18 protein-coding genes are annotated in these 19,462 nt (G+C 42.4%); 12 read left to right on the top strand and 6 right to left on the bottom strand.

Going from position 1 to position 19,462, the window contains the following annotated elements:
• Positions 1-130 precede the first annotated feature (130 nt).
• A complete protein-coding gene (locus tag ACFQ1M_RS00580; RefSeq protein ID WP_386402384.1) occupies positions 131-1,231 on the top strand; it encodes a glycosyltransferase in 1,101 nt (366 codons plus the stop codon).
• A complete protein-coding gene (locus ACFQ1M_RS00575; protein WP_386402381.1) occupies positions 1,225-1,638 on the top strand; it encodes a sugar 3,4-ketoisomerase in 414 nt (137 codons plus the stop codon). Before ACFQ1M_RS00580 ends, ACFQ1M_RS00575 begins: the two co-directional genes overlap by 7 nt.
• Here the strand turns inward: ACFQ1M_RS00575 and ACFQ1M_RS00570 are convergent.
• Positions 1,621-2,547 (bottom strand): glycosyltransferase family 2 protein, encoded by a 927-nt coding sequence (locus ACFQ1M_RS00570; protein ID WP_386402378.1) that lies wholly within the window; start codon positions 2,545-2,547, stop codon positions 1,621-1,623. The two genes, ACFQ1M_RS00575 and ACFQ1M_RS00570, sit on opposite strands and share 18 nt — an antisense overlap.
• 212 nt (positions 2,548-2,759) lie before the next feature.
• On the opposite strand from ACFQ1M_RS00570, the gene ACFQ1M_RS00565 reads away from it, so the two are divergent.
• Complete coding sequence (locus ACFQ1M_RS00565) at positions 2,760-3,479, top strand: glycosyltransferase family 2 protein (protein WP_386402375.1); 720 nt, start codon at positions 2,760-2,762, stop codon at positions 3,477-3,479.
• Here ACFQ1M_RS00565 and ACFQ1M_RS00560 read toward each other — a convergent pair whose 3' ends face one another.
• Positions 3,480-4,163: a cell division ATP-binding protein FtsE gene (locus ACFQ1M_RS00560; protein ID WP_386402372.1), complete on the bottom strand. Its 684-nt coding sequence runs from the start codon at positions 4,161-4,163 to the stop codon at positions 3,480-3,482. It lies immediately after the preceding gene.
• Positions 4,164-4,352: 189 nt separating this feature from the next.
• Here ACFQ1M_RS00560 and ACFQ1M_RS00555 point away from each other — a divergent pair, with 189 nt between their 5' ends.
• The 4 genes from ACFQ1M_RS00555 to ACFQ1M_RS00540 all read left to right on the top strand — a co-directional run bounded on the left by ACFQ1M_RS00555 (position 4,353) and on the right by ACFQ1M_RS00540 (position 11,666).
• Positions 4,353-7,379, top strand: coding sequence for a tetratricopeptide repeat protein (locus ACFQ1M_RS00555; RefSeq protein WP_386402369.1), 3,027 nt, complete (start codon positions 4,353-4,355; stop codon positions 7,377-7,379).
• 106 nt (positions 7,380-7,485) lie between these two features.
• On the top strand, positions 7,486-9,264 hold the full coding sequence (locus tag ACFQ1M_RS00550; RefSeq protein WP_386402366.1) for a TonB-dependent receptor: 1,779 nt from the start codon (positions 7,486-7,488) through the stop codon (positions 9,262-9,264).
• A gap of 278 nt (positions 9,265-9,542) precedes the next feature.
• Complete coding sequence (locus ACFQ1M_RS00545; protein WP_386402363.1) at positions 9,543-11,159, top strand: amidohydrolase; 1,617 nt, start codon at positions 9,543-9,545, stop codon at positions 11,157-11,159.
• Positions 11,160-11,162: 3 nt separating this feature from the next.
• Positions 11,163-11,666: an endonuclease V gene (locus ACFQ1M_RS00540; protein ID WP_386402360.1), complete on the top strand. Its 504-nt coding sequence runs from the start codon at positions 11,163-11,165 to the stop codon at positions 11,664-11,666.
• 4 nt (positions 11,667-11,670) lie between these two features.
• Here the strand turns inward: ACFQ1M_RS00540 and ACFQ1M_RS00535 are convergent, their stop codons facing one another.
• Entirely contained in the window at positions 11,671-12,483 is an 813-nt protein-coding gene (locus tag ACFQ1M_RS00535) for a methyltransferase domain-containing protein (RefSeq protein WP_386402357.1), read from the bottom strand.
• Between the two features lie 234 nt (positions 12,484-12,717).
• Positions 12,718-13,263: a DUF2911 domain-containing protein gene (locus ACFQ1M_RS00530; RefSeq protein WP_386402354.1), complete on the bottom strand. Its 546-nt coding sequence runs from the start codon at positions 13,261-13,263 to the stop codon at positions 12,718-12,720.
• Between the two features lie 291 nt (positions 13,264-13,554).
• Here ACFQ1M_RS00530 and asnB point away from each other — a divergent pair, with 291 nt between their 5' ends.
• On the top strand, positions 13,555-15,222 hold the full coding sequence (gene asnB / locus ACFQ1M_RS00525; RefSeq protein ID WP_386402351.1) for an asparagine synthase B: 1,668 nt from the start codon (positions 13,555-13,557) through the stop codon (positions 15,220-15,222).
• 83 nt (positions 15,223-15,305) lie between these two features.
• On the opposite strand, the gene ACFQ1M_RS00520 is transcribed toward asnB, so the two are convergent.
• Positions 15,306-15,584: a hypothetical protein gene (locus ACFQ1M_RS00520; protein ID WP_386402348.1), complete on the bottom strand. Its 279-nt coding sequence runs from the start codon at positions 15,582-15,584 to the stop codon at positions 15,306-15,308.
• A 201-nt stretch (positions 15,585-15,785) separates the two neighbouring features.
• Here ACFQ1M_RS00520 and ACFQ1M_RS00515 point away from each other — a divergent pair, with 201 nt between their 5' ends.
• The 4 genes from ACFQ1M_RS00515 (at position 15,786) to ACFQ1M_RS00500 (ending at position 18,336) form a co-directional block, all read left to right on the top strand.
• Positions 15,786-17,069 (top strand): MFS transporter, encoded by a 1,284-nt coding sequence (locus ACFQ1M_RS00515; RefSeq protein WP_386402345.1) that lies wholly within the window; start codon positions 15,786-15,788, stop codon positions 17,067-17,069.
• 51 nt (positions 17,070-17,120) lie between these two features.
• A complete protein-coding gene (locus ACFQ1M_RS00510; protein ID WP_386402342.1) occupies positions 17,121-17,561 on the top strand; it encodes a hypothetical protein in 441 nt (146 codons plus the stop codon).
• A gap of 36 nt (positions 17,562-17,597) precedes the next feature.
• Positions 17,598-17,807: a YwbE family protein gene (locus ACFQ1M_RS00505; protein WP_386402339.1), complete on the top strand. Its 210-nt coding sequence runs from the start codon at positions 17,598-17,600 to the stop codon at positions 17,805-17,807.
• A 79-nt stretch (positions 17,808-17,886) separates the two neighbouring features.
• Positions 17,887-18,336, top strand: a complete 450-nt coding sequence (locus tag ACFQ1M_RS00500) for a doxx family protein (protein WP_386402336.1) — start codon at positions 17,887-17,889, stop codon at positions 18,334-18,336.
• Here the strand turns inward: ACFQ1M_RS00500 and ACFQ1M_RS00495 are convergent.
• On the bottom strand, positions 18,318-19,442 hold the full coding sequence (locus ACFQ1M_RS00495) for a DEAD/DEAH box helicase (RefSeq protein ID WP_386402333.1): 1,125 nt from the start codon (positions 19,440-19,442) through the stop codon (positions 18,318-18,320). The two genes, ACFQ1M_RS00500 and ACFQ1M_RS00495, sit on opposite strands and share 19 nt — an antisense overlap.
• Positions 19,443-19,462: the final 20 nt, after the last annotated feature.

Below are 19,462 nucleotides of genomic sequence, written 5' to 3'. Positions count from 1 at the left end.
CCAAAGCGCTATCTTTTTCAAGCCGAAGGAGCGGCTTGTTCAAAAAAACGCAACATAATTGCTTCTTTCAAACATAAATGTTGCATTATCTTAGTGGCCAAATGTCTTATCTCAAAATCTCATTCGCTCAATGATCGTTGACAAGGTCCATGTGCCCAAGAACATATGTGTTGTAGTATCGTCCTTGGGAAAAGGAGGCGCCGAAAGATCATCTGCTCTTCTTACCAAAATGCTCGATATGTTGGGTCATCGTGTCTTTCTAGTGACCATGGAAGATAGCATCGATTATATCTTTGAAGGAAATTTTTTGAATGTAGGGGCATGGAAACCTGCAAATGATAATTTTTTGTTCCGTTTTAAAAGAGCACGTTTGTTACGACGCTATCTCCGAGAGCATAAAATTGATCTGGTCATCGACAATCGGGCACGCAATCTTTTTTACAGGGATGTCATATTTAACAAATATGTATACAAAAATATAAAGAAGATCTATGTCATAAGAAGTTTCAAATTGGCGACCTATTTTCCAAGAAAGAAATGGAAAGCCCGCTTTTTATATAAAAATGCCGATGCACTTGTAGGTGTTTCAAAAGGCATTGTGGCACATGTAAAGAATACGTATGGTTTTGAGCATGTTCATTTGATCTACAATCCAGTTGAAAATAAAGGTATGACCCAATCGTCTGATATTCCAAAACCTTTTATCATGACACTCGGTAGGCTTGATGACGGGGTTAAGAATTACCGCTTACTCCTTGATGCCTATGCAGAAACTCAATTGCCAGCGCTGGAAATCCCGTTGTTGATCTTAGGCAGCGGCAAGGATAGACAAATGATAAAAGAGAAGATCGCTTCGCTGAAATTGGAAAAGATGGTAATGATGCAACCTTTCGACCCACATCCGGAACGCCACCTTGAGCAAGCACATTTTGTAACGCTGACCAGTAGACATGAGGGTTTCCCCAGAGCGATCATCGAGGCATTGGCCGTTGGTACGCCTGTGGTTTCGGTAGATTGTGATTCTGGACCCAGCGAGATCATCAAAGATGGAGAGAATGGTTTGTTGGTTCCAAATTTTGACAAGGCCGCTTTGGTCAAGGCGATGAATCGCATGGCACAAGACCAACAGCTACATCTAAAATGTAAACAGCAAGCCAAAAATAGCGTGGCGCATCTTTCCTTAGAAAATATTGCCGTATTTTGGCAGAGGCTTATTCAAAAAGTATGCTAGAAACTACGATTGAAGATATAAAGGACATACAGATTCCCAAGGTTGAAGATTTACGCGGAAATCTTGCCATTGTTGAAGGAGACAGTATTCCATTTGAAATGAAACGTGTTTATTATCTGTATGATGTTCCTAGTTCGGCCTATCGCGGCGGACATGCGCATCGGTCGTTAGAACAGGTGATGATCGCACTTAGTGGCAGCTTTGATGTGATCTTCGATGATGGCAAACAAAAGAAGACGATCACTTTGAACAAACCAGATCGAGGGATTTTGATACCACCAGGCATATGGAGGGAAATGGTGAATTTCTCCTCAGGTGCAGTGTGCATGGTGATCGCATCTGAAGTTTATGACGAAGAAGATTACATTAGAGCCTATTCGGAATTTCAATCACTTAAAAATACTTAGGTATACTCCCTTTATTTCTAAAAATGATTTTATTCTGAATAAGACTCGTAGCAAGGTGGAGGGCAACCTTAGCAGTGAACGCTGTTTTCTTGAGAGCAAGTTGTGATCTAGATACGAGCTATAAAATTCGACTCCCTCCTTATCATTGGCCATTTTACTTCTTAGGGCCAAAGAAAAACGATTGATATTTAGAAAGTATTTGAGTGCCGGATTAGAATCCTCTTCTTCCAACCATTTGAGGTATTTTGGTTTATTCTTAGAATCAAACCTGCTATGCGAAAGGCTGTCACCGATCTGATGATAGTAAACATAGTGTTTCGGGCTAAATACCACTTGATGTTTTAGGCCAAGTCGGATCCAATAATCGGTATCTTGACCGCTAATGATACGTTCGTCAAAATAACCGATTTCGTCTATGATGCTCCTGTCAAAAACAACGCTAGAACTAGTAAGCACTGCCATCTGGGTGCTCGCTTCGAAAAAGTCCAGTGGCTCTGGAGAATCGATGTTTTCGCTATAGCAGGCATTGCGTTGGTAACCGTTGGGATAGGACATCATCACCGCAGTAGCAAATACTTTTTCTTTGGGAAATTCTTGCGTCAACTTGTAGATTTCATTTAAGTAATTCGGGTGCCAAGAATCATCGCCGTCAAGTAGCGCTATATAGGAACCATTGGCGTTTCCTAAACCGGTATTCCGTGCGTTACTGGCACCTTTGTTCTTCTGGGAAATGATCCTCAGTCGTTCATCTGTGAATTGGCTAACGATGTCCAAACTTCGGTCCTCAGAACCGTCATTGACCACGATGATCTCGAAATCCTCAAAGGTTTGAGCAAGGACACTCTTTAAGGTAGATGCAATATATCTTTCTTTATTGTAAAGAGTGATGACCACTGAAAATGTTCTCATGTTGGTATCCAAGCAATTGTTGTCGGTCAATATGGCGTCATTTCTATGATACCGACCTTCGATTCTTTTGTTGTTGTCGTCATGGGTTTGAGCGACGACCGTTTCGTTAAGATTTTAAAGTATCTTTGACTAAAGTACAAAACTAACATCGACACTTACCAACTTTTTAGATATAAAAATCTGGCCGATTGATTACCAACACTACACAAATCATGGTGAGCATCATAATTCCCACCTATAACGACCTGCATAATTTACAACGATGTTTGAATAGTATTAAAGAACAGACATATACGAACTATGAGGTTTGGATTATCGATGGGAGATCTACCGATGGGACCCAAGCATATCTTGAAACCCTTGGCTCACCCTTTAATTGGATATCCGCAGAGGACAATGGTGTATATGATGCCATGAACAAGGGTATTGCGCATTCTAGTGGAGAATGGCTTTACTTTCTTGGGGCAGACGATACCTTTGCCACATCAACGGTCTTGTTTGCATTATTTCAAGAACAAAAATGGAGCACAGACCTGATCCTCGGGGAAATAGTTTACCGATCGAACGGAGACCATAGACTGAACGGAAAAAGAAAACGCTCCTTCTTTTCTTCCAGATTATGGTTGCGCAACAGCATACATCATCAAGGGGTTTTTTATAAGAGCACATTGTTCAACAAAGAAGTATATGATTCGTCCTATGAGATATTGGGTGATTACGCCTTCAACTTAGCGTTGTATCGAAGTGGTGTTTCATATACTAAGACGAATACGTTGATAGCTAATTGTGGAGCTTCGGGAATATCTAAAAATTACGTTTGGGAGATGTACAAAGAAGAAATAGATCTGAAAGTGAAAGCTTCATCAAAGATGCTGCGGCCATTCTTTTTCATTATAGCAGCATTAAAATGGTTGTTGAAAAAATTGACTTAGTTAGACACTCCGCTGTACCACTTCGAATACTTTACTGCCATCACACTTTAACGTCTTTGAAGGATATTTCAGTAACAAGGCATAATCGTGTGTGGCCATTAAGATGGTACGGCCTGTCTTGTTGATCTCCTGCAATACCTTCATCACTTCCACGCTGGTCTGCGGATCGAGGTTTCCTGTAGGTTCATCGGCGAGGATCAATTCTGGGTCGTTCAGCAGTGCACGTGCGATGGCCACCCGCTGCTGTTCGCCACCAGACAACTGATGTGGAAACTTAAAACCCTTCGTTTTCATGTCTACCTTTTCCAGCACTTCCTCCGCCCTCGCTTGCATGGCATCCTTATCTTTCCAACCTGTTGCTTTTAATACAAAGAGGAGATTGTCGTTAACCGTACGGTCGGGCAACAGTTTAAAATCTTGAAAAACGATGCCTAGCTTTCTTCGCAGACCTGGAATTTCCTTTTCTTTCAAAGTGCGGAGATCCAATTCCACGATGCTGCCTTCCCCTTGTTTCAATGGAAGGTCTCCGTACAGTGTCTTCATGAAGCTACTCTTGCCGCTTCCTGTCTTTCCGATGAGGTAAACAAATTCTCCTTTCTCTACACGAAGATTTACTTCGGAAAGCACTAGGTTTTCACGTTGAAAAATAGAAGCGTTTTTTAACTCTAGGATCACATCGGCCATAGCAAAGATTTATCTGTGTAAAGGTAAAAACAAAACACGATTGTACAATAGCAGTTCAACGTATTGCCAATGTATAAATTGTAAGCTCGATGAATCTTAAACTAAATATAAAACATAATTATCCCAAGAATCCTTCGTTATAAAATCGTTGATCACATTATTTTTGAATCAGCTACAAAAAATAGATGTATGAACCATAACCGCATTCTCGCTTTAGCAGTCACCCTTGTTTTTTCTTTCCAAAGTATTGCTCAGCAGTCCAAGATATATACGCACGACCTCAAGGATTTTTCTAAGGCCCTCGAGCTTTATAACAATAAGCAATATCAAGCGGCCCGAACCTTGTTTGCAAAAGTGAAGGAGAACACTTCAGACCAAGAGACCGAAGCGAGTTGCACCTATTATATCGCCAATGCTGCCATAAGATTGAATCAACTTGGTGCTGATCGCTTGATGGAGGATTTCGTAGAAAAATATCCGACCAGTACGCAACGCAACAATGCCTTTATGGACGTCGCCGACTATTATTTTGCCAATGGAAAATATTCGTATGCGCTAAAATGGTACACTAGGGCAGGCGATAGCAATTTGTCGTATAAAGATAGAGAACGCTACAACTTTAACATGGGATATGTGCTTTTTGTAAGTAAGAAGTACAATCAGGCTGAAACCTATTTCAACAAGGTAAACGACTCCCCAGAATATGGTGCTCAGGCCAAATACTATATTGGCTATATCGCATATGAGGATGATAATTACGATAAGGCAAACGAGCAGTTCGACCAAGTGGCAGGAGAGGAGCGATACAAAGAAAAACTAGCCTATTTTCAAGCGGATATGAACTTTAAGAGTGGAAATTTTGAAAAGGCTATCGAATTGGCTTTGGATTATCTGCCCAAGGCCAACAGAAAAGAAATCTCGGAGATCAATAAGATCATTGGTGAGAGTTATTTCAATCTTGAAAAATACAGCGAAGCAATCCCCTATCTTAAAGAATACAAGGGAAAAAGAGGTCGATGGAACAATACAGATTTCTATCAACTGGGATATGCCTACTACAAGCAACAGGATTATGAGAATGCCATTCAACAATTCAATAAGATCGTTGGGGGTGATAACACGGTCGCACAAAATGCGTATTATCACCTTGCTGAATGTTACTTGAATCTTGATAAGAAGCAAGAGGCTCTGAATGCCTTTAGAAATGCTTCCCAAATGGCGTTTGAACCGAGGATCACCGAAGATGCTTGGCTCAACTACGCAAAACTAAGCTATGATATAGGAAATCCTTATGAGAGTGTCCCTTCTGTGCTGACAGCTTATTTAGAAAAATATCCAGATTCAGGGTATCGGCAGGAAATAGAAGAGTTGCTCATCGATTCGTACATCACCTCAAAGAATTATGAGGCAGCGCTAGAAGTGCTTCAACGAAATAATAGCTATAGCAACAAAGCTGCTTTTCAAAAGGTAGCCTTCTATCGTGGGTTGGAGTTGTTCAATGAAGGAAGGTATCAAGAGGCTGAAAACTATTTCGATCGTTCGTTGGAGGAGCAGATCGATCCTATTTTCACCGCCAGGGCCACTTACTGGAAAGCTGAGTGTGATTATACCATGAATGATTTTGACGAAGCATTGGTGGGGTTTAAACAGTATGCACAAAGCGATGCAATGTCGGAAACTACCGAAAACGTCAATCTTAATTATAATCTTGCCTATACCTATTTTAAGCTTAAAAAATATGACGAGGCCATCACCTATTTTAATAAATTCATCCAACAGAACAAGGAGGACAAGATTCGCTTGAACGATAGCTATTTGCGATTGGGAGATAGCCATTTTGTGAATAGTAAGTACTGGCCTGCGATGGAAGCCTATAATAAGGCGATCGCGATGAAAGGTATCGATGCCGACTATGCTGCTTTCCAAAAGGCCATCAGTTATGGTTTTGTCAACAGGAATGATACAAAGATCGAGGAGTTGAACAGATTTGTCACCAAGTTCCCAAAGTCCACCTTACGCGATGACGCCTTCTACGAATTGGGAAATGCCTATGTAAAGGCGAATAATGATGAGAAGGGAATCGAATCCTATGATCGTCTGGTCAACGAATATAGAATGAGTTCCTATGTTTCCAAGGCGCTGTTACGTCAGGGGCTGATACACTACAATGCAGGGAGCAATGAGCTTGCTTTGACGAAATTTAAGACGGTAGTTCGCGATTTTCCAAATACTTCAGAGGCCGTCCAGTCGGTCGCAACGGCGCGCTTGATCTATGTGGATACAGGTAGGGTTGACGAATATGCGGCTTGGGTGAAGAGTCTCGATTTTGTCGAGGTGTCCGATACGGACCTGGATAATGATAGCTACGAAGCAGCACAAAAACAGTATGATCAAGGACGAACAGATGCGGCCATCCGCGCATTTGAAAGTTATATCGAACAATTCCCAAATGGTTTACATTCGTTGAAAGCTAATTTTTATTTGGCTGAGTTGTACTTCGGAAAAGGAGAAAAAGAAAGAACGACCAGACATTATAGCTTTGTGATCAATAAAGAGCGCAATGAATTCACCGAACAGGCATTGGCCAGATTGTCACAAGTTTGGCTGGAATCTGGAAATTACGATCGTGCAATTCCCTTATTGCAAAGACTCGAGACTGAGGCAGATTTTCCACAAAATATCACCTTTGCACAGAGCAACCTGATGAAAGCTTTCTATCAGACACGTGATTACCAGCAGGCGGTGGCCTATGCCGATAAGGTGCTAGAAAATGCCAAAATAGATAACAGAATAAAAAGTGATGCACAGATCATCATCGCACGATCCGCCATAAAGACCGGCGATGAGGAGAAGGCCAAGCAAGCTTATAAGGAAGTTCAAAAGATCGCCACGGGGCCATTGGCTGCCGAGGCATTGTATTATGACACATATTTTAAACATAAGGAAGGCAATTATAAAGCTTCGAACACGGCGGCTCAGAAACTTGCGAAAAACTATGGTAGTTACCGAGAGCTTGGCGCAAAGGGACTAGTGGTGATGGCGAAGAATTTTTATGCGCTGGACGACGCCTTTCAAGCAACATATATTTTAGAAAGCGTTACAAAGAATTTTACAGATTATCCGGAGATCGTTGCAGAGGCCCAGGCCGAATTGAGAAAGATAAAGCAGGAAGAGGCCAAACGAAATAGCTCTGTGGACCCAAATGAAGGGAATTAAAGCAAAAGTGATAAGCCCAACCTGCAAGGTCTCCAAGAAGACCTTGTAGGTTTATAACATAGGATGGACCTAGGCTTAAATAAAAAAGTAAAACATCAATCATCATATGCGCAAGCAAATCAAAAACATCTTTTTATGTGTAATGGCAGTTTCCAGTTGGGCCGGCCTCGCACAAGATAAGAAAGACGAAAACAAAGTGGATCCCTTGGGGACTGAGGTGGTAAACGTCGTAAAAGCATATACTCCTACTATCTCAGATGCCTTTAAAGTAAAGGAAAACCCAACCTTGGACGATTCCATCACTACCCAAAAGAAGGATGTGCTGTATAAGATCAATTCAGTGCCCGTTGCTTCGACCTTTACACCAGCAAAGGGTGATGCGGCGGCAGTTCAAAAAGAGCCAAATGAAACACTTTACGATAGCTACGTCTCACTTGGACTTGGAAATTTCGTCAATGCCGAACTCGATTTTTATACGAGCCGAGCGCTAAACAGAGACGAGACCTTAGATATATCAATCAATCACCATTCTACACAAGGTGGTATCGAAGAGGTGCAACTAGACGATAAATTCTTCGATACCCGTCTCGACGTTTCCTATAAAAAAGACAATCGCCGCGATCTCGATTGGGGCGCCGATATTGGGTATCAGAATCAGTTGTACAATTGGTATGGACTCTATGAGAATAGTTATGATCAAGCGACCTTGAATGGGATAGACGAATCACAGACCTATCACAGTGCCTATATTTCGGCCAACGCCAGTATCGAGGATTCCTATTTCGAAAAAGGGAAGGTGACCTTTAGAAGAACTTGGGATGCTTTTGGCTCTTCAGAAAATCATTTTCTGTTACAGCCATCATTTCAGATTCCGATTGCCGATGAGTATATTCAGACCAATGTGAGATTGGACTATCTAGGTGGCGGTTTCGACCAAGGCTTTGATGATAATTTTGAAATAAAGCACAACTATCTGCTTTTTGGAGTAAATCCAAATTTGCAAATTCTTAGAGATGATCTTACGGTGAATCTGGGGGCTTCACTTTATTATGCAGGAAGTTTTTCTAGAGAGTTTGGAGGAATAAATGCAGGAAGTGATACCGACTTCTTTGTCTACCCAAAAGTGACCGCTTCCTACCGATTGGTAGATGAATATGTGATCGCCTATGCCGGAATCGAAGGCGACCTGATACAGAATACCTATTATAACTTGGTCCAAGAGAATACATTTGTCTCACCCAGTTTGTTGATCGTTCCTACCGATCAAATGTATGATGGTTATTTTGGGTTGAAGGGAAAATTCTCGACCAATGTGGGGTATAACATTCGGGGTTCATATAAGGCCGAAAACAACAAGCCACTCTTCAAACAAAATAGATCATTGATTCCGACTTTTGCTAGTGAAGAGTTTCAGAAGCCTAGTACTTTTGGTGTAGTGTATGACGATGTCACTACACTTTCCATCTTTGGCGAATTGAATTTTGACATCAATCGCAGTTTTAAGTTGAAGCTACAAGGAGAATATTTTAATTATGATACAGAGGTGGAGACCGAACCTTGGAATCTACCAGAGTTGACGTTTTCGGTATTTGGTGACTATCAAATTGATGAACACTGGTATGCAGGAGCGCATGTGTTCTACGTTGGAGAACGACAAGACGAGTTTCTATCCCCCGATAATGGAATAGATCCATTAGTGGTAACATCTGTAACCTTAGATAGTTTTATCGATATCAATTTAAAAGCAGGGTATCGCCTTAACGAGCAACTATCTATCTACGCAAAGGTGAATAATATTGCCAGCCAAAACTATCAGCGATGGGCCAATTATCCAGTACAAGGCTTACAGGCTATGGCAGGACTTACCTATAAGTTCGACTTTTAATCAGGCATAATACTTGTCATCAACTTCGTTGAATCTTTGATTTCCTGCGCACCTGTCTGTCGGCAGATAGGGGCAGGAATCTATTCTCTAGAACGAAGTAGTGTTTTCCATGCTCTTTCTTGCTAAGGGAAGTGGATCGATGCAAAGCATCAAGACAGGGTGGTGATCGATATTTTTCACTCATTCAAGCACTCATAATTTCCCCACTTCTTAAGAGGAAGTGTCACAAAGTGACGCAGCGGTTATTTTTATTATTTTTATGCATCAAAACCATCCAAATGAAAAAATTACTTCTCATTATTCCGTTGATCATTCTCTCATGTGCCAAGAAACAACAGGCCGACCTTATCGTTACCAATGCCAATGTTTATACGGTAGATGAAGCTTTCAGTAAGGCGGAGGCCTTTGCTGTAAAAGATGGCAAGTTCCTAGCAGTGGGCACATCAAAAGAGATCAGCGATACATTTGAGGCGCCCAAGCAAATCGATGCCAAAGGGAAGACCATAACTCCCGGTTTAATTGATGCACACTGTCATTTTTACGGTCTAGGAATGAATCAGCAGGTCGTGGATCTCGTCGGAACTAAGAGTTTTGATGAGGTCATTCAACGGGTGTTGGCCTTTCAGCAAGAAAAGCATAGCAACTTCATCCGAGGTAGAGGTTGGGATCAGAACGATTGGGAGGTCAGAGAATTTCCGTCCAAAGAACGATTCGACGAATTGTTTCCAAATACTCCTTTGGCCATAGAGCGTGTGGATGGACATGCCTATCTGGTAAATCAAAAGGCCTTGGATCTTGCAGGAATTACAGCTGCGACCAAGGTTGATGGGGGTGAGATCGTCCTTAAAGATGGTGAGCTCACAGGTATCCTGATCGACAATCCGATGGCCCTCGTAGACAAGGTGATGCCAAAACCTACCGTGGAAACCCAGATACAAGCCCTGAAGGATGCACAGAGCATCTGTTTTAGCTATGGTCTGACCACCGTCAATGATGCCGGGCTTTCAAGAGAAGTGATCGAATTGATAAAAAAACTTCAAAAGAAGGGAGAACTGGACATGAGAATTTATGCAATGATCAGCAATTATCCAGAAAATATTGACCATTTTTTAAAAAGAGGGATCATCAAGACCGAAAAATTGAACGTGCGATCCGTGAAGGTGTATGGCGATGGGGCCTTGGGATCGCGCGGTGCGGCCCTAAAAGATGAATATAGCGATAAATCAGGTCACTTTGGAGCGATGGTCACCCCAGTACAAGATATCTATGCGTTGGCAAAGCGTATTGCAGCTACGGATTACCAAATGAATACCCACGCCATCGGAGATTCTGCCAATGTGGTGGTTCTTAAAGCCTATCAAGAAGCGTTGAAAGGAAAAAGTGATCGCCGCTGGAAAGTGGAACACGCTCAGGTGGTTGATATAGCGGATTTCGATTATTTCAAAGAGGGAATTATTCCATCGGTGCAACCAACCCACGCCACAAGCGACATGTATTGGGCAGAAGATAGGGTAGGACCCGATCGAATCAAAGGTGCCTATGCTTTTAAGACACTCTTAGAAAAGGCCGGCATCGTCGCTCTTGGAACCGATTTTCCGGTAGAGCAGGTGAGTCCCTTTCTCACCTTCTATGCGGCTGTTGCAAGACAGGACACCAAAGGGTATCCAGAAGGAAGTTTTCTTCCTCAAGAGAAATTGACGCGAGAAGAAACCTTAAAAGGAATGACCATTTGGGCAGCATATTCAAACTTTGAAGAAAAAGAAAAAGGGAGTATTTCGGTGGGTAAATTTGCTGATTTTATCATCCTAAATGAAGACATCATGACGGTTGCTGAGCAAAAAATTCCAGATACCAAAGTGGAACAGACATTTATAGGAGGGAAACAAGTGTATTGACCGATGGTCCTTAGCATTGATGTTCATTATAAACCTACCTATGCGAAAGCGGTTGGGCTCTTATTCCGTGATTGGCAGGACAAAGAACCCACTTCTGTATTCTCAGAACGTATCAATGAGGTAGAACCTTATATTCCAGGGCAGTTTTATCAGCGAGAGCTTCCGTGTATCATGGCGCTTTTGCAAAAAGTCGATCTAAAGGCGCTTGCATTCATCCTAGTAGATGGTTTCGTGTTCTTAGATGATGTTGGAAAACATGGACTTGGTGGGCATCTTTATGAGAGACTTGATAAGGAAATTCCAATAATCGGAGTAGCTAAGACAGGTTTCCATAGTATTAAAAACTCGGTTCAGGAAATCACCAGAGGAAACAGTAAAACCCCACTTTATGTGACTGCTGTTGGAGTAGATTTGGCAGTAGCTGCGACGTATGTCCTAAACATGCATGGTAACCATCGCATTCCAACACTCTTGAAGGAAATGGATAGGCTCACAAAGACTGAGTAAAAGGCTAGACTTTTTTGGCGATCACTTCGATCATAAGGGGACAACAAATAGTGGCATTTTCATCGTGCTCCATTTCGTATAAGTCTTTCAGCGCTGCGCTCACCTCCGCCTCGCTTAAATAGCCCATATCCTTTACTCGTGGAAAATAACTATGATAAAAGGATCGTGGCCATATCCAGTCGGCATCACTTGGCCGTAATAATTTGATCATGGGACGGGTGTGGGTAACGGTCATTCCCATATTGGCAAGCATATGTGGGAGTTTGCGACCAATGTCTATCTCCCATGGCGAATCCTTAAAACTCTGCAGTGCAGCATCGATCGCCTTTTGTAAGGCAACTTGATGAGGGCGTATTTGGTGCGTAGACCAATCATAATACTCTTGAAGGACGACCACACCTCCCGGTTTCAATGCCTTATATACCTTTTCCAAGATCTTTTCGGGCTCTGGCAACCATGCGAGGGCCCAACGACAATACATCCCATCAAGGCTATCGGATTCTAGATGGATATCGTCAAAATCGGCATGGATGGCCTCTACTCGTAGCCCTTGAAGTGTTACCACTTTTTGAAGATGTTCGATAAAATGCTCCGACTTATCTACAGCTATGACTTTTCCGTGTTCTCCAACGATGAATGCGAGTTCCTTGGTGCAAAAACCAGGCCCACAACCGAGGTCCAAAATGGTCTGTCCTCGTTTAAATCCTGCCAGTCGCCAACCGCGCTGGGCTTCTTCTGCCCATGCTTGGTGTTGAATGCCCAAACGAAATAATTCTGTTTGATCGGTTCCTAGGATATATGCATTTTGTTCTTTCATGCAAGCTGAAAATAATTGAAAATACTGTAAAAAAGGTGTCTTAAAATTACAGATTTATCATTTGTTGACACTCAAAAAGAAAAGAAATCAACTCTTTTAAATATTTGCCAGCATAGTTCAGCGTAGTCAAGAAGTTACACAGGGAGTATACTCTTCGATCCAGTTTTGATCGAACGACTTAAAAAAACCCGCGGTTTTGCCGCGGGATTGGGTATATGAATAGGTTCAGTTAAATTACATGCTAATAGGAATGGCGACTCTCGTCTTGTCCCATCCTAAGACCATGTGTGCACCATCAGAAACTTTTTTGAAAGCGATAGCGAATGCTTCAATGGAGTCATTGTCGGTGCCTGCAGGTACGGTGACTGTGACCACATCGTTACTGGGGTCATGTTGATAGGCCCCCCATTGGTGCAAGTCACTATTCAATATTACTTTCCAGCTCTTTTCTCCTGGAACGGTGAATAGAGAATAGGTGCCAGCCTTTACGGTCTCTCCGCCAAATTTTACATCTTGGTAAAAAGTGACCTCTGTTGCCTCATTGGCGCCAGTGCGCCAAACCTTTCCGTAGGTAGCAAGATCACTACCCACCTTTCTTCCCTTTAATTGAGGGCGACTGTAGATGACCTTCACGGCTGGAGCGGCATTTCTACTAGTCCGAAAATAAACGATATCTGCCGGGCTCTTGTCCAAGCCAGAAAATTTTTGGGCAGTAATTTCATTGGTGAATAGCATAACAAATGCAAATGCTATGGTAAATAGTGTCTGTCTAGTTCTCATATTGAAAAGCGTTGAAATAGTTATTGATTTATTGGATATAAAGCTACGCCCAATTCTTCTTATGGTTTTGTTAAACTTCATAAAGTAATCGTTAAAAAAGATCGCAGCTTACAGATGTTCGCTTTTTAGAATAAAATTCATCGAGATTCTTCAATTTTATTTGTAAAAAAGATTTTATTGTTTCAAATCATAATTATTAATACATTTTTTGTTTTTAAATTGAAACTTCATGTACATCTTTGCTTCAGAATCAATAATAAAAGAAGAGTACTTCAAAAAAGATATAAAGTTATGTGCGGAATAGTTTGTGCGTTCGACCTAAAGCAAAAGTCAGAAGATCTGAGACCTCAATTATTGGAAATGTCTAAAACGATAAGACATCGCGGGCCAGATTGGAGCGGTATATATAGCGACGAAAAGGCCATATTGGCACACGAGCGTTTGGCTATTGTAGACCCAGCTTCTGGAAAGCAACCCTTATTTAGTGCAGATAAGAAATTGATTCTTGCTGCCAACGGTGAGATATACAATCACCGAGAGTTGCGAAAGCAATTTGAAGGGAAGTATGAGTTTCAAACACAATCGGATTGTGAGGTGATATTGGCACTGTATCGAGAAAAAGGAACTGATTTTGTCGATGACCTCAACGGCATTTTTGGCTTTGCCATCTACGATGTTGAAAAGGACGAATATTTTGTAGCTCGCGATCATATGGGCATCATTCCGCTTTATATGGGTTGGGACAAGTTCGGGACGTTCTATGTAGGGTCCGAGCTGAAAGCTTTGGAAGGGGTCTGTACCAAGATAGAATTGTTTCCTCCTGGGCATTATCTCAGCAGTAAGGATGGTGAGTTGGTACAATGGTACCAGCGCGATTGGATGGAGTTTGACAATGTGAAAGACAATGATACGAGTATCGAAGCATTACATGATGCTTTGGCCGACGCCGTTCACCGTCAATTGATGAGTGACGTGCCCTATGGCGTATTGCTCTCAGGTGGTTTGGACTCTTCAGTAACTTCCGCCTTGGCAAAGAAATTTGCGGCGAAGCGTGTTGAGAGCGACGATACACAGGCAGCATGGTGGCCACAGCTTCATTCGTTCTCTGTAGGACTAGATGGGTCGCCAGACTTGGCCGCCGCTAGAAAGGTAGCCGATCAAATTGGTACCGTACACCATGAGATCAAATTCACCATTCAAGAAGGATTGGATGCCATTAGAGATGTCATCTATCAATTAGAAACTTACGATATTACGACCATTCGTGCCTCAACTCCGATGTATTTGATGGCAAGGGTGATCAAATCTATGGGAATTAAAATGGTGCTTTCTGGCGAGGGAGCGGATGAGATCTTCGGAGGTTATTTGTATTTCCACAAAGCGCCTTCAGCAAAAGACTTTCATGAAGAGACCGTACGAAAGTTAAGCAAGTTACATATGTACGACTGCCTTCGTGCTAACAAGTCCTTGGCGGCATGGGGAATCGAGGGGCGCGTGCCATTCTTGGATAAAGAATTTATGGATGTGGCGATGAGGCTGAACCCGAAGGACAAAATGATCACTCCAGAACATAGTATGGAGAAGTGGGTGGTTAGAAAGGCCTTTGAGGACTATCTGCCTGAAAGCGTCGCTTGGAGACAAAAGGAACAATTCTCTGATGGTGTAGGCTACAGTTGGATCGATACTTTGAAGGAAGTGGTGGGGCAGGAAGTGACCGATGAGATGATGCAAAATGCACATTTCCGTTTCCCTATCCAAACACCTCAAAACAAAGAAGAATACTATTACAGAAGCATTTTTGAGGAGCATTTCCCAAGTGATGCGGCTGCTTTGAGCGTGCCTCAAGAGCCTTCGGTAGCCTGTAGCACGAAGATCGCTTTAGAATGGGATGAAGCGTTCAAAAATATGAACGACCCTAGCGGTAGGGCCGTTGCAAACGTCCATGAGGAAGCGTATTAATAAGAGGCGACATCAAAAAACCCAATGGGTTTTTTGATGTCGCCAGTCCAATAGACCCCGCAAGAACAGCGGGGTTCTGTCAACTACTTCTTATTGGTTACGATATACACCTTTTTGGTTGGAGGCCAACCTCCACCAGGACTGGTATCACCCGAATAGGAGATCAATGCGTTGGCATCGCTAACCTCGAACGAGTCAATGGGTACATCGCCTACGATAGTTACTTTATAGGGAGGTGCGCCGGCTGGTTCAAATTGAGCAAATTGTCCTGCTTGTAAACTTCCTTCAACTTTTTGGCCTCCGCTTTCCACGGAATAATTGAGTGCGTAAGGTCCAATAGTGTCTACATTGTTGATGATCATAAAGAATTGTTTTAAAGGGTTTCAATTTATTTCTCCCAAAACTATGGAAGTGGATCAATTGACAATAGCGTGAAAACACGCGTTTTAAAATCCGCGTATTTATTGAGTTTGCAGATTTTCAATGAAATGCCTTGCACCTTTTTCGATGCCAATTAAATTTTAACTAGCTTTAACGCAGCCATGGTCCCATGACAGCAAATTATGAGTGAAACTCCTAGAGTAAAACAGTCTTTTTATATCATCCTATTGCTGATCTTGGCCGGAGAAGCCGTTTTCATCTTGCCTTTTGTTCTAGCTCGTGTCTTTAGGCCTACCTTCTTGGACGTTTTCAGTTTTAACAATGTTGAATTGGGCTACTGCTTTTCCATCTATGGGGTTGTGGCACTGATGTCATATCTGTTTGGGGGTGTTTTAGCGGATCGATTCCAGCCAAAGAACCTGATGGCCACAGCGTTGCTTTTAACCGCCGCTGGAGGATTGGTCATGGCTTCTTTTCCATCTTATCTTACGATGAAAATACTTTATGGCTATTGGGGTTTTACCACCATCTTTCTGTTTTGGGCGGCCATGATCAAAGCAACCCGAACCTGGGGCGGAGTCGCGCAACAAGGAAAGGCTTTTGGATTTTTGGATGGTGGTCGAGGATTGGTGGCAGCTTGTTTTGGACTTTTAGGGGTGCTGGTCTTTTCTTTCTTTATCAATGTAGATTTGGAACAGGCAACTTTGGTTCTGCGGAAACAAGCCTTTAGATATGTGGTCCTAACCACAACGGTGATCGTGGCCCTTGTAGGTGTTTTGGTATTTTTCTTTTTGAAGACCGATACGGACGAGGAGATGCCTGATGTCCCGAAGAGTGAACATTCGCTCGAAAGGATAAAATTGGTGATGAAAATTCCATCGGTCTTACTGTTGACGATCATTATACTTTGTGGCTACGTAGGGTACAAGGTAACCGATGTGTTTTCGCTATATGCAAAAGAAGTGATGCTCTATGATGAGGTCGATTCAGCCAAAGTGGGCACTTTTTTGCTTTATATCCGCCCAGTTGTTGGAGTACTTATAGGATTCTTGGCCGATCGCACCAAAGCCTCCGTTTGGTTGATCATCGGTTTTACGACCATGTTACTTGGTGGGATATTCTTCGCCTCTGGGATATTAGCTCCTAGCATGAATATGCTATTCTTGTTGTCGATATTCACTGCAGCGACGGGCATCTATGCCATTCGGGTACTTTATTTTGCAGCGATGCACGAAGGTAAGATCCCTCTGGCGCTCACAGGGACCGCCGTTGGGCTGATGTCCCTGATCGGTTACACGCCAGATATCTTCATGGGACCCGCGATCGGCTATTTGCTGGATAATTCACCTGGGGAAGTGGGCCACCAACATGTGTTTGTTTTGCTCTCGGTTTTTTCGGTGATCGGCCTCTTGGCATCTATCATTTTTTATCGACTTGCTTTAAAAAAGAAACTTCAATCAGGCTGATCTGGTATCGTTTTTGATGCTTCCCCCAAAACCAATATACTTTACAGCCTGATGAGACCACTAATTCAAAATTTTTTAAAATCGTTACTTCTCTGTTCGTCATTTTTATATTTAGGATGTTTTGACATAATCGATTGTATCGGAGGTGCAAAACCAGAACTCGAAAATAAAATGTTGGTAAGTGGACGTCAAGGAGAGGAGTATTATGAATCAATATTGGCATCCATCGACAACGATCCCTATGATAATGACTATTACTATGATTTTCATTTTTATGGAGATTTGCCCGAGGGATTAAACTATGAAGTATATGGACGTTATTTTGAAATTTTTGGCGTTCCATCAGAACGAGGAACTTTTCACTTTTCGATAACTTTGGAGGTGGACGCGCCCGAGATCGAATACGATGAGGAAGATATTTGGTCCGACGGCGATCGACTTTGCTTCGGCAGAGACACCATCACAGAGGATTTTTTCATCACCATCTATTGAAAGCGAAAAACATAGAAAATTAATACAAGAAAAAGTATGGGTTCAGAAGAGTTTGCTGGCAATTTTAGAAAGAATATTGAACTTGGTGGGCTTGTTTTGGTCGTACAAAAACAGCATCAGCGCACTGGAACTTTAACGGAAGGCTCCGTTAAACGTATCCTAACCAAATCGGCCAACCATCCCCACGGCATCAAGGTGATGCTAGAAAGTGGTATCGTGGGTCGAGTGAAGCAAATTTTGGATTGACACTTCAGTAAAAATGATATTTATCATTATTTGGCAATTGGTCAAGTAATAATTTTCCGCTTCAACCGATTTCTTATTTATGAAAGAACGAAGCATCAAATTAGCAAGAAGAATTGCTGGCAATAATATTTTGGCCATAAGTATCGGCGCTATATACCTTTGGTTTGGTTTGTTGAAATTCTTTCCCGGTGCGAGCCCTGCAGAAGGATTGGCACAAGAAACGGTGAGCCAACTTACCTTTCAATTGATTTCCCCATCTGTTTCTATATTGCTGCTGGCAACTTGGGAAGTAGTTGTAGGATTATTTCTGTTGATAAATATTTTTAGAAGAACCATTCTGCTATTCGCTTTTCTGCACATGCTCTGCACATTTACTCCGCTATTTTTCTTTCCAGAAAGCGCTTTTACGAGCGTGCCATTCAACTTCACCCTCACTGGGCAGTATATTGCCAAAAATGTCGTCATCATCGCGGCGTTGTTCACCCTATACAAAGAAAGCGGAAAATCGTATCAGACTTCCCGGACCTGACTAAAGCCTATGTTCAACTTCTTTTCGTAAAAACGTATCTGTTTTACTTCAGCCGAGGTACACAATGCCAAAGAAAGCCCTTTTTTTCCAGCTCGAGCGGTACGCCCACTGCGATGGGTGTAATACTCGTCTTTATCAGGCAGCTGATAATGTAGAACAAATGCTAGGTCCGAGATGTCCAAACCGCGGGCAGCCAGATCGGTGGCGATTAAAAGTTGTAAATTTTCCTTTTTAAAGGCGCGCATTACCTTGTCGCGTTCTTTTTGTAAGAGGTCTCCATGAATTGCATCAGCGGCAATATTTTTGGCCTGTAATTGCTTGGCTAGTTTTTTGGTCGCCGCTTTGGTGCGACAAAAGACAATGCCGCGTTTTTCCTTCTGTGTTCGAAGGAACTGCATCAAGATGTGAAATTTATCTTGCTCTTCACAGATCAAATATTGGTGGTCAATGTTCTTGTTCACTACATCGCTACTCACCTGTATTTTGTGAGCCTCAGGAGAGAGATGCTGATTTACTATTTGTTTGATGCCATGTGGCATGGTGGCAGAGAACAGCCATGTATTCTCCGCAGACGTCAAAAAACCAAGGATCTCATCCAACTCTTTCTTAAAACCCATGCTCAACATTTCATCTGCTTCATCTAAAATGATGGTTTTAACATGACTAAGATCGACCGCTTTTCGCTTCACTAGATCGATAAGTCTTCCCGGCGTGGCAACTACAATATGTGTAGGTCTCCTTAGTGCGTTTATTTGACGGTCGATCTGTGGGCCACCAAAGACCGCCTCTGCAAATATTTTTTCCGTGTATTTAGTATACCTAAATAACTGTTTGGCCACCTGCTGACTTAGCTCTCGGGTAGGGCAAAGGATAAGTCCTTGAACAACCTTCTGGCTAGGGTCTATACGATGTAATAATGGCAAACCATATGCGGCAGTCTTTCCTGTGCCGGTCTGTGCTTGCCCAACTAGGTCTGTGTCGGTAGTCAACAGCAAGGGAATCACCTCTTTTTGAATCGCTGTTGGGGTAATGATATTCAATTCTTTTAAACCCTTGACAAGGTCTTTGTGTACGCCTAATTCTTTGAAATTTTCCAAACTTGACATGTATAGATTTCAGGCAAAGG

This window comes from Sungkyunkwania multivorans, assembly GCF_042675645.1.
Taxonomy (GTDB): domain Bacteria; phylum Bacteroidota; class Bacteroidia; order Flavobacteriales; family Flavobacteriaceae; genus Sungkyunkwania; species Sungkyunkwania multivorans.
Note: the sequence above shows the minus strand (reverse complement) of the source record. Positions and strands in the feature narration are given on the sequence as shown.